Genomic DNA, 14,920 nt, shown 5'->3' with positions numbered 1-14,920 from the left:
GCTCAGCCGCCGTTCGGTGCGCGGTGCGGCGGCTGTTCGGGGGCGGGGCGGCGGACCACCGGGGGTACGGCCCGGACGGCCGGCTCGTCGGTGCCGACCGTGAGCCGCTCGCCGTGGTGATGGAGCGTCAGCGGCTCGCCGTCCAGGAGCGCGTACGTCACCTTGTCCGCGCCGATGTCCACGCGCAGCCGGCGCCCGCGGAACTGGACGTGGAAGGCGATCCGGCGCAGCCGCTCGGGCAGCCGGGGCGCGAACCGCAGCCCGCCGCTGTCGCGGCGCATGCCGCCGAAGCCCGCGACCAGCGCCATCCAGGTGCCGGCGAGCGAGGCGATGTGCAGCCCGTCGCGGGTGTTGTGCTCCAGGTCCTGCAGGTCCATCAGCGCGGCCTCGGCGGTGTAGGCGTAGGCGAGGTCCAGATGGCCGGTCCGGGCGGCGATGACGGCCTGGCAGCAGGCGGACAGGGAGGAGTCGCGGACGGTCAGCGGCTCGTAGTAGGCGAAGTTCCGGGCGATCTGCTCCTCGTCGTGCTCCCGCTCGAACCAGTCGCCGCACGTGTACATGGCCAGCACCAGGTCGGCCTGTTTGACGACCTGCTTGCGGTAGAGGTCGAAGTAGGGGAAGTGGAGCAGCAGCGGGTACTGGTCGGGGCGGGTGCCGTCGAAGTCCCAGCGCTGGTAGCGGGTGAACCCGGCGTGCTGTTCGTGGACGCGGAGTTCGGGGTTGTAGGGGATGTGCATGGCGTCGGCGGCGTCCCGCCAGGCCGCGCTCTCCTCCTCGTCCACACCGAGCCGGCCCGCCTCGCGCGGGTGGCGTTCCACGGCGTCGGCAGCGGCGCGCAGGTTCTGCCGGGCCATCAGGTTGGTGTACGTGTTGTCGTCGGCGACCGCGCTGTACTCGTCGGGGCCGGTGACGCCGTCGAGGTGGAAGACGCCGCGGGTGTCGTGGTGGCCGAGCGACCGCCACAGCCGGGCCGTCTCCACCAGCAGCTCCACGCCGGTCTCCCGCTCGAAGGCGGTGTCGCCGGTGGCCTCGACGTACCGGACGACGGCGTCGGCTATGCCGGCGTTCACATGGAAGGCGGCGGTGCCGGCCGGCCAGTAGGCCGAGCCCTCCGGTCCGGCGATGGTCCGCCAGGGGAACGCGGCCCCGGCGAGCCCGAGCTGGGTGGCGCGTTCGCGGGCCTCGTCCAGGGTGTTGTACCGCCAGCGCAGCGCCTCGGCGACGGCCTGGGGCGCGGTGTGGGTGAGCAGGGGCAGCACGAACATCTCGGTGTCCCAGAACGCGTGCCCGTCGTAGCCGGAGCCGGTCAGTCCCTTCGCCGGGATGGCGCGCTGCTCGGCGCGGGTGCCGGCCTGCAGGACGTGGAACAGCGCGAACCGGACGGCCTGCTGGACCTCCTCGTCGCCGTCCACCTCGACGTCGGCGCGGGCCCAGAAGTCGTCCAGGCAGGCCCGCTGGTCGGAGAGCAGGCCCTGCCAGCCGTCGTGCCCGGCGGCGGCGAGCGCGGCGTCGACCTGGTCTGCCATCGCGGGTAGCGACCGGGTGCCGGACCAGCCGTGGGCGACGAGCTTGTCCACCCGCAGGGTCTGGCCGGGCTCCAGTACGGAGGTGACGGTGAGCCGGGCCACGTCGATGCCGCTCTCGCTGCGGCTGGTGGTGCGCTCGGGTCCGGTGACGACGTGGTCGGCGGCCACGGCGACCCTGAGGCCGCTGCGCCGGGTGCGGTGCACCAGCCGCAGCCGGTTGCCGGAGGCGAAGCCGTCCTCCTGCTCCAGCGGCGACTTCAGCGCCCTCGCCGCGCGCGGGTCGCCGTCGGGGTCCGGCAGGCTCTCGTTGGCGACCAGCTCCGACTGGATCACCACCCGGCTGCGGCTGCCGACGGCCTCCACCTCGTACGCGACGGCGGCCACCGCCCGCTGGGTCAGGGACACCAGCCGGGTGGAGCGCACCCGGACCGTGGAGCCGGCCGGTGAGGTCCACTCGCAGGTCCGCTCCAGCACTCCGCGGCGCAGGTCGAGGACGCGTTCGTGGGCGACGAGGCGGCCGTAGCGCAGGTCGAAGGGTTCGTCGTCGACCAGCAGGCGGAGGATCTTGCCGTTGGTGACGTTGATGACGGTCTGCCCGGACTCGGGGTAGCCGTAGCCGGCCTCCGCGTACGGCAGCGGGTGCACCTCGTGCACGCCGTTGAGGTAGCTGCCGGGCAGACCGTGGGGTTCGCCCTCGTCCAGGTTGCCGCGCCAGCCGACGTGCCCGTTGGACAGGGCGAACACGGACTCGCTCTGGGCGAGGACGCCGAGGTCGAGGGCGGTCTCGCGGACGGCCCACGGCTCGACGGCGTACGACCGGTCGGTGATCACTGCTTGCCTCCCAGCTCGGCGAGGTCCTTCACCACGATGTCCGCGCCGTGCGCGTACAGCGCCTCGGTCTGGCCGGTCCGGTCCACGCCGACGACGTACCCGAAGCCGCCCGCGCGGCCCGCGTCCATGCCGGCCAGGGCGTCCTCGAAGACGGCCGCGCGGGACGCTTCGACGCCGAGGTCCCGGGCGGCGGCGAGGAAGGTGTCGGGGTGCGGCTTGCCCGGCAGGTTCCGCTCGACGGCGACCACACCGTCGATGCGCACGTCGAAGAAGTGCTCGGCGCCGACGGCGCGCAGCACGTCCCGGCAGTTGGCGCTGGAGGAGACGATCGCGGTGCGCAGCCCCTCGGCGCGGACCGCCTCCAGATAGCGCACCGTGCCCTCGTAGGCCTCCACTCCGCCGCTGCGGATCCTGGCGAGGAGCAGTTCGTTCTTGCGGTTGCCGAGGCCGTGCACGGTGCGGGCGTCCGGCGGGTCGCCGGGGCCGCCCTCGGGCAGGTGGATGCCGCGCGAGTCGAGGAAGGCCCGGACGCCGTCGGCGCGCGGGCGGCCGTCGACGTACTCGTCGTAGTCGGCGACGGCGTCGAACGGCCGTCCCTGCGTGCCCTCGTAGCCGCGCAGGAACGCGTCGAACGTCTCCTTCCAGGCCGCCGCGTGCACGACGGCCGTCTTGGTGACCACCCCGTCGAGGTCGAACAGACATGCCTGGACGGTGTCGGGCAGACCGAGCTGTGTCATACCCGCACTGTTCCCCGCCGGGCGGCCCTCCAGCGGGTGGCGCACGCCACACCCCCGGCGGACCGGCGGTGCGACACTCTGCTGTGTGCCGCTGACCTTCGACGACCTCCTCACCCGCGCCCGCGCCCTGGCCCGGGGCGGCCGGCGCGCCCTGCTCGGCATCGCGGGCAGCCCCGGTGCGGGCAAGACGACGCTGGCCGAGCACCTGGTGCGCGAGCTGAACGCCGACGGCCCGCCGTGGGCCGCGCACGTGCCCATGGACGGCTTCCATCTCGCCGACGCCGAACTGGACCGGCTGGGCCGCCGGGACCGCAAGGGCGCGCCGGACACCTTCGACGCGGCCGGGTACGCGGCGCTGCTGCGGCGGCTGCGCGAGGAGACCGACGAGGTGGTCTACGCGCCCGGGTTCGAGCGGGTGCTGGAGCAGCCCCTCGCGGGCGCGATCCCGGTGCCGCCCGAGGCCCGGCTGGTGGTGACCGAGGGCAACTACCTGCTGTTGGCGCAGGGGGCGTGGGCGCGGGTGCGGCCGTGCCTGGACGAGGTGTGGTTCTGCGAGATCGCCGAGGACGAGCGGATCCGCCGACTGGTCGCCCGGCACGAGGAGTTCGGCAAGGAGCGTGCGGCGGCCGTGGCCTGGGTGCTGGGCACGGACCAGCGCAACGCCGACCTGGTCGCGACGACACGGGAGCGGGCGGACCTGGTGGTGCCGGCCACCGCGCTGCCCGTGCCGCTCCCGGAGGGCTGACGTCCAGGGCCCGGCGTCAGTTGCTGTCGATGGCAGGCGCGAACGGGTCGCCGGGGCCGTACCGCGCCCCTCGGGTGCGCCCGGTGCCGGTCCGGCCTCCAGGGCGGTGGAGCCGGCCAGGCGGCGCCGGCCGTCGTCCGGGTCGCGCGAACGCGGCCCGCTCCTGGGTGAGTTCGGCGCGGGCGTCGCAGATCGGGCCGTGGTGGGTGTCGTAGGCCCCGCCGTGCTCGGTCGGCGGCGGTGCGCCCCGGTCACGGAAAGCGGACGGCGGGCCGGCATCAGTCCCCCGGCCACACACGGCTCCCACGGGACCGCGCGCGTTCGATTCTGTGAACCCGGTACACGCGTTCACCCACCGCACATGTGCCCGCCGCCGAAGACTCCCCCGAGGGACACGAACCGGCCCTAGATATGCACCCGTTCAGCTGTTTCCCCCGGGATCGCACAAGTCCGCACACCGGCACGGGCGTTCCCGCGTTCCCTTTCCGAGAGGCACAGGCATGCCGTCATCTGCCGGGCACCGCTCCCCCGTCCTGAACCGGCGCGGGTTCCTCACGACCTCGCTGGCCGCGTCGGCGGGGGTGCTCACCGCGCCGGCCGTCGCCGTCTGGCTGCCGGCGGCCGACGCGAAGGCCGCGACCGCGCCGGCCGCGTTCGTGGACGACTACCGGACCAACACGCCGGCGAACCGCACGCCCGAGACCAACGCGGTGGTCCGGATCCTCGGCGGCTTCGCCCAGGTGTGGAAGACCGGCGACGCCTGGAGCACCGGCGCCCCGCTGCGCCCGGAGATCCTGCGCGCCAACCTGCGCTACTGCGCCCGGATCACGGCCGACCGCACCGACGCCCAGGCGAAGGAGGCGTTCGTCTACGACCGCCAGCACCAGAGCTACGCCATGATCGCCGGCCTCGGCCCGCTGGCCGGCCCGTACCGGAGCGGCGCGAAGGCGGTCACCTCGATCACCGGCGCGCCCGACGGCACCCCGGCGACCACGGTCAGCGACGCGGTGCCCGCGGACGCCCCGGCGGGCTCGGCCCTCGGCGCGGGCGCGCACGACTCGGCGCTGGGCAAGGTCGCCGAACTGGTCGACACCGTGCGCGGACCGTACGCCTCGGGCAACCCGGCCAAGTACGCCTACCAGTACCCGCGGCCCTGGCGGCTGACCGAGGACAGCGAGGTCGTCGACACCGGCGGGACGGACGCGTTCGGCTTTCCGGTGTACGACTCGGACGTGGTCGTGGCCCCGCAGCTGCTGCGCCAGCGCGGCACCTCGGCCGCCGAGGACGGCGGCTTCCCCAGCGGTCACACCAACGCCTTCCATCTGGCCGCGCTCGCCTACGCGTACGCCGTCCCGGAGCGTTTCCAGGAGCTGGTGACGCGCGCGTTCGAGCTGAGCCACACCCGGATCGTGGCGGGCATGCACCACACGGTCGACGTCATCGGGGGCCGGATCATGGCCACCGCGCTCGCCGCGGCCACGCTCGCCGACCCGGCCAACGCCGAACTGAAGGCCGCCGCCCGGGCCCAGGCACTGGCCTACTTCACCGCGCGGACCGGCACCACCGCCGACACGCTGTACGCCTACGCCCACCCGGCCGACGACCCGTACGCCGACCGGGACGCGGGCCGGCGCGCGGTCCGCGAGCGGCTGACGTACGTCCTCCCCCGGCAGGGCCGCGACCTGCCGCTGACCGTGCCGAAGGGCGCGGAGGTACTGCTGGAGACCCGGCTGCCGTACCTCACCGCGGCCCAGCGCCGCGAGGTGCTGCGCACCACCGGGCTGCCCTCGGGGTACGTGCTGCTCGACGGGTTCGAGCAGTGGGGGCGGCTGGACCTGTTCGCCGCGGCGGACGGCTACGGCGCCTTCGACTCCGGCGTCACGGTGACCCTGGACGCGGCGGCCGGCGGCTTCTCGGCGGCCGACAGCTGGCGCAACGACATCGACGGGCGCGGCGGCCTGACCAAGCGGGGCACGGGCGCGCTGACGCTGACCGGCCGGAACCGGTACACGGGCGGGACCGTGCTGGCCGAGGGCACGCTGACGGCCGGCTCCGAGGACGCGCTCGGCCACGGGGACGTGCGGGTGACGGGCGGCACGCTGGCGGTGGCCGGGCGGCTGCGGGTGCGCGGCGCCTTCGCCCAGGACGCGGGCACCCTGGAGGTCACCCTGCGGGCCGGCCGCAAGGCACCGCTGACGGTCGGTCACCGTGCCGTGCTCGGCGCCGCGGCCGTGCTGGCGCTGCGGCTGGACACCGAACGCCCGCCGGCCGCGGGCAGCACGCTTCCGGTGCTGGCCGCGCCCCGGCTGGCCGGGCGGTTCGAGCGGATCGAGGTGAACTCCGAGCGGCTGCGGGCCGTACCCGTGTACACGGCAGAAGGTCTGTCGGTACGACTCGTGCGGCGGTGACGGCCGCGGCGGCGGGAGCGGTGCGACAGTGGGGCCATGACCGGCCCCCCGCCCCCTCCGCCGCCGCCCGGCCGGTGCCGCCGCGGGACGGATGATGGCGCCCGAACAGCACCCGGTCCTCACAGCGCCGGCTCCCGCCGCGGAGCCGGTACGGCCGACCCCCGCCGGCCCGTGCGCCCGGCTGCGCCGGCACCGGCGGTGGCTGCTGCCGCTCCTGGTCGTCCTGCTGCTGGCGCAGATGGCCGCGGCGATGGTCACCACGGCCGTCCGGCAGACCCCCACCATCGACGAGCCGGTGTACGTCGCCACGGCCACCGACTCGCTGCGCGAGCACCGGCTGCGCTACAACCCCGAGCATCCGCCGCTCGGGAAACTGCTGATCGCGGCCGGGGTGGCGGTCGCGGACCCGCACTACGACCCGTCGTACACCGGGCCCCAGGGGGAGGTGGGCCGGCATCTGCTGTACGAGTCGGGCAACGACCCCTGGCGGCTGATGCTGTGGGCGCGGCTGCCGGTGATCGCGCTGACGCTGCTGTGCGGACTGGTCGTGTTCGCGTTCGCCCGGGACCTGGCGGGCACGGCGGGCGGACTGGTCGCGCTCGCCCTGTACGCCTGCTCGCCCGATGTGGTCGCGCACGGTTCGCTGGCCACGCTGGACATGCCGGCGGCCGGGTTCGTGCTGACGTCGGCCTGGCTGGTGTGGCGGGCCCGGCGCCGGCCCCTGCCGTACCTGCCGCTTGCCGGGGCGGCTCTGGGGGCGGCCGTGGCGACGAAGATGAGCGCGCTGCCGGCGGTGCCGGTGCTGATGGTGCTGGCGGCGGTGTCCGAAGTGGCGGCGGAGCGGGCCGGCGTGGGCTTCCGGTGGCCGGGCCGGCCACGGTTCGGCGGCCGGCGGCGGGTGCTGTCGGCGCTCGGGGGCGCGGCCGTCGTGGCGGTGGTGGCGGTCGCCGTCGTGTGGGCCGTGTACCTGGCCGTCGATCCCCGGCTGCGGTTCGCGCCCGCCGAGCCGGTGCCGGCCGTGCACGGGCTGCGCGGGCGTCTGACGGAGCTGCTGCCGCTGCCGGAGGCGTACCGGGCCGGGATGCGGGTGCAGTTCGGCCTGGAGGACCACCCCTGGCAGGGCTTTCTCTTCGGGCACCTGTACACCGGTTCGCTCTGGTACTACCTGCCGGCCGCGCTGCTGGTGAAGACACCGCTCGGGCTGCTGGCGCTGGGCGCGGCCGGTGCCGTGGCGGTCGTGGCGCGACGGCGGCTGCGGCCCGCGGCGCCGTATGTGGTGCTGCCGCCGGCGGTGCTGCTGGCGGCGGCGATGACGGGATCGCGGGACTTCGGCACCCGGTACGCGCTGTTCGTGCCGGTGTTCCTCGCGGTCGCGGCGGCGTGCGTGGGCACGTTCCGGTGGCGGTGGCGCCCGGCCCTGACCGGTGCGCTGGTGCTGTTCGCGGCGGTGAGTTCGCTGCGCACGTTCCCGTACTACCTGCCGTACGCGAACGAGGCCTTCGGCGGGCCCGCGCACACCCACCGGCTGCTGCACGACTCCAACGTGGACTGGGGGCAGGACCTGGGCCGGCTCGCCGACCGGCTGCGGGACCGGTACCCGGGCGAGCGGGTGTGGCTGGTGTACAAGGGCAGCGGAGTGCCGTCCTACTACGGCATCCACGGCGCCGATCCGCGCAGGGTGCCGCCGGAGAGGGTCCACGGGCTGCTGGTGGTGTCGGACTCCGCCGTCGCCAAGGCGCGCGGGCGGCTCGCCGAGCTGATCGAAAGCAGCCGGCCGGTCGGCGACGTGGGCCGTTCCATCAGCCTCTACCGGCGGTGAGCCCGCTGCCTCAACCCCCTGGTCACGACGGTCGGTGAGCTATGTTGAGTGCTCGTGGCAGAAAAAGGAGACCGACCGGTGCCCTCGCCGCAGCAGGCACGCGCACAGGCATCAGCGATCACGTCGGGCAAGGCCGTGCCCGCGGCCGAGGCCGCCCCGACCTCCAGGCTGCGGGAACTCTTCGACGGCCCCCGCCTCTCGCCGGGGCAGCGGCGCATCGCCCAGTACCTGATCGAGCACATCACCGAGGCCGCGTTCCTGCCGATCACCGAGCTGGCCGACCGGGTCGGGGTCAGCCAGCCCTCGGTCACCCGGTTCGCCGCCGCCGTCGGCTTCAGCGGCTACCCCGCGCTGCGCGAGCGGCTCCAGTCGATCGCGCTGAGCAGCCTGGCCGGCGGGCCCGGCGAGGAGGACCGGGCCAACGAGCTGCAGGCGGCCGTCGACGCCGAGATCCAGAACCTGGAGAACCTGCGGCGCGACTTCGCCGACCCCGACCAGATCATCCAGGTCGGCCGCGAGCTGTCCCGCTCCACCCCGCTGACCGTGCTGGGCCTGCGCATCTCGGTGTCGCTCGCCGAGTACTTCGGCTACGCCGCCCGCCGGATCCACCCGGATGTGCGGCTGGTGACCCGGGGCGGCAGCGTGGCCTACGATGCGCTGCTGCAGTCCCGCGAGGCCGGCGGCAGCTGGGTGCTGGCCTTCGCCATGCCCCGGCATTCCCAGGAGACGCTCAACGCCGTCCGGGTGGCCCGCGGCGCGGGTCTGAAGGTCGCCCTGGTCACCGACCTGGCGCTCGGACCGGTGGCCGACGAAGCCGACATCACCTTCGCCACCGGCACCGGCTCGCGGCTGGTGTTCGACTCCTACGCCGCGCCCGGCGTACTGGCCGCCGCGCTGCTGCAGGCCATGACCGACGCCGATCCGGAGCGCACCCAGGCCCGGCTGGAGAAGTACGAACAGCTCTCCGAGCAGCACCAGTTCTTCCTCAGGGACTGACCGGCTCCCGCCCCCGAGGAGGGAGCGGCCGATCCTTCCGCCCGTCCCGGGCATCCGTGAAGATCTTGCGGCCACACACCGCCTGGACGGGGATCATTCACCGCATAACGAGCATGAATGTTTTCATACGTCTTGCAAACCAGTCGGCATATATAAATACTGCTCACGGATCGCGCCCGTCCTCTTCCGGGTACGGCCCGCACCCGCGGACTCACCGCTCGTACACCGCCCCGAGAAAGCCGACGGACCGCCCATGCGCACGCAGCACCACTGGCAGCGCCGGTTCCCCGCGCCCGGGGCACCCGCACGGACACCCTCTGCCGCCGTCCCCTACCCACGTCGGCGGCGGGGGTGTACCGGGGCGTGTCGTCTGCGCGACGCGCCCGTGGCGGCCCCGGTCATCCCCTAGGCCGGGGCCGCCCCGAATCCGTCGACACCCTCACGACGCCGCACACCGGAAGCGATGATCATGCCCCTGACCAGCACGCGCATCAGCCCCGACTGGCCCTGTCAGGTCAAGACGCCGGGCAGCTACGACTGGGAGCGCTCGGCGGCCAAGTGGCTGCGCGAGCTGATCCCCGCGCGCTACGCCAGCTACCCGGCGCTCATCCGGCACCCCGTCCTGCTCGCCCGGCACGCGCAGATCCAGGTGCAGCAGGAGATCCGGGTGGCACGGACCGCGCTGCAGACCGCGCGGGCCGAGCTGCCGATGCTCGGGATGCCCGAGTCGGTGATCGAGCACACGATCAAGATGTACGCGGCCGAGGTCCTGCAGCTGCAGCACATCGCGCGCAGCGTCCGAGCGGTCAGCGAGGCGCTGTCCGGGCGTGGCACGAGCCGCTGATCCGCTCCCCGGGCCTCACCGCCGCCTTCTCCCCGAGAGCCCCTCGATGAATCCGGAACCGGCAGACGAGTGATCGAACGGGCCCGCATGTGCCATGCTCGATCCGTGACGAGCGAGCCTTCGCCTCCGGCGGACCGCGACACGAGCGCCGATGTGGCGGCACTGGCCAAGGTCGTGGCCCGGCAGCGCGCGGAGATGGAACGGCTGCGGGACCTGGCCGCGACCTCGGCGGTACTGGAGCGGGCCAAGGGCGTACTGATGGCCGTCACCGGCTGCACCCCGGACGCCGCGCACGAGAAGCTGCTCCAGCGTGCCAAGGACGGCAACCGCACCCTCCTCGAACAGTGCTGGCTCACCCTGGGCGCCCTGCCGCCGCAGGCACAGCCCGCCGCCGCCCCGCCGGCACCACCCGCGGGAGCGCGCGCCGCCGGCGGCTCCTGGCAGGGCGCGCCCGCCGGCACCGTGGACCTGGCCGGCGTACTCGGGCACATCGGCCGCGACCTGGTCCGGGTCGGCTCGCCGCACGAGCTGGCCGGCTGCCTGCTCGACCATCTGGCGCCCGAGGTCGACGCCGACGCGGTGCTGCTGTACGAGCAGCTCCCGGAAGGCGGGCTCGCACTGACCGGGCACGCGGGCGTCGACCCCACCCTCGCCGCCCAGTGGCGTCACGTACCCCCGGTGACCGGCATGCCCGCACTCGACGCCCTGAAGTCCGGGCAGCCGCGCTGGCTGGAGAACGTCGTCGAGGACCGCACGCGCTACCTGCTCATCGGGGACCCTCCGGAGCGGTGGTGCAGCCGGGCCTGGCTGCCCATGCCGGCCGGCGACACCGCGAGAGTCGCCCTCGGGGTGCTGCGCCGGCGCGGTGCGCCGTTCGAGCCCCGCGAGCGTGAGCTGCTGCGGGCCGTGGCCCGGCTGTGCGCGGGCCGGCTGCGGGCCTTCGACTGCCCGCAGAACAGCGCGCCCGGAGACGTCTCCCAGACCGTGCAGGCGGTGTTCGACGCGCTCCCGGGCCCGGCGATCCTGCTGACGCCGCTGCGCGCCGCCTCCGGCGAGGTGGAGGACTACCGCATCGAAGCCGCCACCCCGGAGGCGGTCGACGTGTTCGGCCGGACCGGGCGGGACATGGTCGGCAGACACATCCTGGAGAGCTACCCGTCGGTCGCGGGCGAGCCGCTGTGGCAGGGCTATCTGCAGGCGCTCGAGACGGGAGTGCCGTTCGAGGGGGAGCCGTTCGCCTACCAGGACGTGATCGGTGACCGGCCCGTGACCGCCACCTACACGGTGCGGGCGTCCTCGCTGGGCGAGGGCCTGCTGGTGACCTGGCTGCGGCACGACCCGATGGAGCGGCAGGAGCAGCGCCTGGCCGATGTGCAGCGGCTCGGCAACCTGGGCTGGGCGAACTGGAACCTCATCACCCAGGAGGCCTCCTGGGCCGCGCAGACGTACGCCGTGCTCGGCCGGCAGCCCGGACAGCAGCCGGTCCGGCTGGAGCAGCTGCCCGAGCTGGCCCTGGCGCCGGACAAGGGACCGCTGGCCCACGCGATCGCGGGACTCGTCTCCCACGGGCGCCCGTTCGACGTGCCGTTCCGGATCGAGACACCCGTCGGCGTCCGGCATCTGCGGATGGTCGCGGAGGCCGTCACGGCTGCCGACGGCACCCCGGTCGAGGTGCACGGCTTCGTCCAGGACCTGACCGCGCAGCGCAGCGCGGAACTCGCGCTCGTGGAGAGCGAACGCGCGATGCTGCTCCAGCGCGGCATCCTCCAGGCCGAACGGGCCCTGGCGGCCCGGCTGCAGCACGCCCTGCTGCCGCTGCCCAGCAGACCGGTGCGGCTGGCCGGGCTGCGTATCGAGGTCGCCTACCTGCCCGCGCAGGCCGGCATCCATGTCGGCGGCGACTGGTTCAGCGCCATCGAACTTCCCGACTACGACGCGCTGTTCGTGGTCGGCGACGTGGCGGGCCACGGCATCGACGCCGTGGCGACCATGGCCCAGCTCCGGTTCACCGCGAAGGGCATGGTCAGCACCGGCTCCTCGCTGACCGGGGCGCTGGCTCGGCTCAACCAGCTCCTGCTGCACTCCCGTGACAGCCAGACCACCGCCACCATGGTCCTGGCCCGCTACGACCCCGAGCGGCACGTCCTGGCCTGGGCACAGGCCGGGCACCCGCCGCCGCTGCTGGTACGCGGGGGCGAGCCGCGCTTCCTCGACCGGCCGGGCGGCATCCTGCTCGGCGCGACCGCCGCCCCCGTCTACGAGTCGCTGGAGCTGCGGCTGGAGCCCGGCGACCGGCTGCTGCTGTACACCGACGGCCTGGTCGAACGCCTCGGCGAGAGCCTCGACGCCGGCTTCGCCCGGCTGGCCGAGGCGGTGCGCGCCCACGACCGCGGTGCGTCCGGCTCCCTGGAGGCGCTGCTCGCGACGATGCTGGCGGACGAGCGGCGGGACGACGTGTGCGTGCTGGACATCCGGATGCCGCTGGAGGAGCCGGGCGCTTAGCGGGGCGCTCGGTTCAGTCCACGGGGTGGCCGGCGTCGATGCTGCGGGCGTCGGAGATGCGCAGCAGTGGTCCGCCGCGGCCCTCGCCCCACTGGACCGGGTCGAGGACGAAACCCACGTGGTCACCGCCGTCGGTGCGGTGCAGGACGGTGCCGACGAACCAGGCCGCCACGTCCGGGAGGACGGCGGCGCCGCCGTGCCCCTCCCGCCAGTCGAGCCGCGCGAACTTGTCGGTCTCGTCGCCCGTCTCGCCGCCGAAGAGTTCCGCCAGGTCCCGCTGGTCACGGGTGAGCAGATGGACGGCGAGGCACTGCGCGGCCCGGGCGACCCGGTAGGTGCGGTTGGCCTTGGAGAGCCACACGGCGAACCGGGGCGGCCGGATGGAGCACTGCGAGGCGAAGCCGACCAGGCAGCCGGCGCGCTCACCGTCCGCCGCTGCGGTGACCACGCACATGTCCGGGTCCAGCCGGTCGAAGAAGCCGTCCAGGTCCGCCACCTGCTGGTCACCGCCCCTGCCCGCGGCGCCGTTCTCGTCCGCCATGCCGCTCCGCTCCCGTCCACCGTGTTCCCGGTGTACTCGACGTGCCGTTCATGCATCGTCGCCGATGCCGGTGCGGGACTCCAGCGCGCGACGCGTGTCGTTCCCGTAGACCCCCGTCTCGTCGCCGCTGATGCCGTACCAGAGCTGGAAACGGGCCACGGCCTCGGTGAGCGTGGCGTCGTAGGTGCCGCTGGTGGAGCCGTCGCGGTAGACGTCCGGGATGCGCAGCAGACGGTGCTGCAGGTCGGTGACCTCGGGGCCGGTGTCGCCCTGGCGGAGGGTGCCGGGGCCGTCGGGGTCGGCGGGCGCGGACGGCGTGCCGGGGGTCGGTGAGGGCGACGCGGTGGCGGGCGGTGCGGTCGAGGCGGGCGGTGCGGTGGAGGCGGGTGGGGAGGGCCGGGCGGTCGCGGCGGCCTGCTGGCGGCCGGGGAGCAGCAGGGCGCAGCCGAACCCGACAAGTGCCGCTGCCGATACGGCCACGGCGACGGCGGCCCGGCGCCGCCCGGGTCCATGACCGAGGCTGCCTGCGGCGCGGGTGCCGGTGGGCCGGGCGTCCGTGGACCGGCTGGTCGTGGGCCGGGCGGCGGGCACGGGCGGGAGTTCCTGGGTTTCCTCCTCGGTGGTGCGCGGCGGAGCGGGGTCCGGGACGGCTGTCGTGCCGAGGGGCTCGAAGGTCACGGGGTCCGGGCGGATCTCCCGCATCAGCTCCGCCAGGGCGTCGAAGCGGCGGGGTCGCAGGATCCGGACGGGCTCCAGGACCCGTCCGGGTGGCGGCTGTTCAGGGTCGGGCGGTGTCGGCACCTGACTCTCCTTCCGTCCCACGGATACGCGGGCTTCCGAGGTCCCCGCGCTGAGATACGGCGCCCGTCGCGGTCCCGTTCAGACACCCCCACCACCCCACCGAACGATCGATTCACTCAACTCGGTAAGAAGCATCGAGCGTTTGAGCGCGCGACCGGAAGGGCTCCGCGGCGGCCACCGGTTCCGCGCTGACGCTGACGTTCGGCGATCTGACGGGCACGGCGGGGGCCACCCAGCGGATCACGGTCAGGCTGGACTGAGCGCTCCCTGCGCGAACCGGCTCAGGGAAGCCGTGAACGCGGCGACGAAGGCGTCCCTGGCCTCCTCCGGCAGCGCGTCCAGGGACAGATAGGGGTTGAGGTCCTCCAGCTCGACCAGCAGCAGACCGCCGTCGGGGGCGCGGCAGGCGTCGACGCGCTGGATGCCGTACCCGAGGTCGTTCCAGTCGATGAACCGGCGGGCGAACTCCAGGTCGGCGGCGGTGGCCGCGTAGGGCTTCAGCTCCCAGCGGCGCCGGGGGTCGGGGGCGTACAGGGCGTACTGGAAGTCGTCGTCGACGAAGTAGAAGGACACCTCGTAGGAGAAGTCGACGCAGGGCTGGATCAGGACGTCGCCGGCGGAGTGTTCGGCGAGCCGGCTGCCGGGGACGATGCGCAGGCCGAGGGAGTCCGCGCCGAGCTTCGGCTTGACCACATACCGCTCCGCGGACGGCAGCAGGTGCAGGTCCTCGGCGCGGTCGACGGTCGGGATCACCGGGAAGCCGGCCGCGGTCAGGTCGAGCAGGTACTGCTTGCCGGCCATGTCCGCCTTCCCGGTGAGCGGGTTGTACACCCGGGCGCCGGCGGCGAGCGCCCGCGCGCGGAAGGCGTCGTACTCGCCCTGATAGCCGAGGACGGGCCCGCTGTTGCGGACGACGACGGCGTCGAAGCCGTCCATCAGGGCCGCCGCGTCCAGCGGATGGGACAGGGCCAGGTCGAAGTGGGCGCGCAGCCGGGAGGTGAGGTGGATGTCCTCGTCGCAGTAGCGACGCCCGCGGGCCTGGTACGCCAGGTCGGTGACGTAGAGCAGGCGGGGGCGGGCGGCGGGCATGGGGACTCCTCGGGGTGGTGCGGGGGTGGCGCCAGGGGGTGATGCGGGCCGGCGTCGGCGACGGCGGAGAGGCGGCGGAGA

At 74.3% G+C, this 14,920-nt stretch carries 11 protein-coding genes; 6 read left to right on the top strand and 5 right to left on the bottom strand.

The genetic code is table 11. The features are described from left to right. Positions 1–2: 2 nt before the first annotated feature. Together ABZ937_RS27285 and ABZ937_RS27280 are read right to left on the bottom strand one after the other, a co-directional pair. Complete coding sequence (locus ABZ937_RS27285; RefSeq protein WP_361695966.1) at positions 3–2,357, bottom strand: glycosyl hydrolase family 65 protein; 2,355 nt, start codon at positions 2,355–2,357, stop codon at positions 3–5. Next, positions 2,354–3,094, bottom strand: a complete 741-nt coding sequence (locus tag ABZ937_RS27280) for a beta-phosphoglucomutase family hydrolase (protein ID WP_361695965.1) — start codon at positions 3,092–3,094, stop codon at positions 2,354–2,356. The genes ABZ937_RS27285 and ABZ937_RS27280 overlap by 4 nt, the downstream gene beginning before the upstream one ends. Before the next feature lie 85 nt (positions 3,095–3,179). On the opposite strand from ABZ937_RS27280, the gene ABZ937_RS27275 reads away from it, so the two are divergent. The 6 genes from ABZ937_RS27275 (at position 3,180) to ABZ937_RS27250 (ending at position 12,408) form a co-directional block, all read left to right on the top strand. Next, positions 3,180–3,839, top strand: a complete 660-nt coding sequence (locus tag ABZ937_RS27275) for a nucleoside/nucleotide kinase family protein (protein WP_361695964.1) — start codon at positions 3,180–3,182, stop codon at positions 3,837–3,839. A gap of 500 nt (positions 3,840–4,339) precedes the next feature. Continuing rightward, positions 4,340–6,247, top strand: a complete 1,908-nt coding sequence (locus ABZ937_RS27270; protein ID WP_361695963.1) for a phosphatase PAP2 family protein — start codon at positions 4,340–4,342, stop codon at positions 6,245–6,247. 91 nt (positions 6,248–6,338) lie between these two features. Further along, a complete protein-coding gene (locus tag ABZ937_RS27265) occupies positions 6,339–8,066 on the top strand; it encodes a phospholipid carrier-dependent glycosyltransferase (protein WP_361695962.1) in 1,728 nt (575 codons plus the stop codon). Between the two features lie 78 nt (positions 8,067–8,144). Further along, positions 8,145–9,062, top strand: a complete 918-nt coding sequence (locus tag ABZ937_RS27260; RefSeq protein ID WP_361695961.1) for a MurR/RpiR family transcriptional regulator — start codon at positions 8,145–8,147, stop codon at positions 9,060–9,062. A 463-nt stretch (positions 9,063–9,525) separates the two neighbouring features. Then, complete coding sequence (locus tag ABZ937_RS27255) at positions 9,526–9,906, top strand: hypothetical protein (RefSeq protein WP_361695959.1); 381 nt, start codon at positions 9,526–9,528, stop codon at positions 9,904–9,906. Between the two features lie 195 nt (positions 9,907–10,101). Further along, positions 10,102–12,408 (top strand): SpoIIE family protein phosphatase, encoded by a 2,307-nt coding sequence (locus tag ABZ937_RS27250; RefSeq protein WP_361696038.1) that lies wholly within the window; start codon positions 10,102–10,104, stop codon positions 12,406–12,408. A gap of 13 nt (positions 12,409–12,421) precedes the next feature. Here the strand turns inward: ABZ937_RS27250 and ABZ937_RS27245 are convergent, their stop codons facing one another. From ABZ937_RS27245 to ABZ937_RS27235, 3 genes are all read right to left on the bottom strand, one after another. Further along, positions 12,422–12,949 (bottom strand): flavin reductase family protein, encoded by a 528-nt coding sequence (locus ABZ937_RS27245; protein WP_361695958.1) that lies wholly within the window; start codon positions 12,947–12,949, stop codon positions 12,422–12,424. 48 nt (positions 12,950–12,997) lie between these two features. Beyond that, on the bottom strand, positions 12,998–13,750 hold the full coding sequence (locus tag ABZ937_RS27240) for a peptidoglycan-binding domain-containing protein (RefSeq protein WP_361695957.1): 753 nt from the start codon (positions 13,748–13,750) through the stop codon (positions 12,998–13,000). A 246-nt stretch (positions 13,751–13,996) separates the two neighbouring features. Continuing rightward, complete coding sequence (locus tag ABZ937_RS27235) at positions 13,997–14,839, bottom strand: hypothetical protein (RefSeq protein WP_361696037.1); 843 nt, start codon at positions 14,837–14,839, stop codon at positions 13,997–13,999. Positions 14,840–14,920 lie beyond the last annotated feature (81 nt).

The sequence above is a fragment of the Streptomyces sp. NPDC046727 genome (assembly GCF_040645635.1).
Classification (GTDB): Bacteria; Actinomycetota; Actinomycetes; order Streptomycetales; family Streptomycetaceae; genus Streptomyces.
The sequence above is the reverse complement of the archived record's forward strand: the minus strand, read 5'-3'. Positions and strand labels throughout refer to the sequence as shown.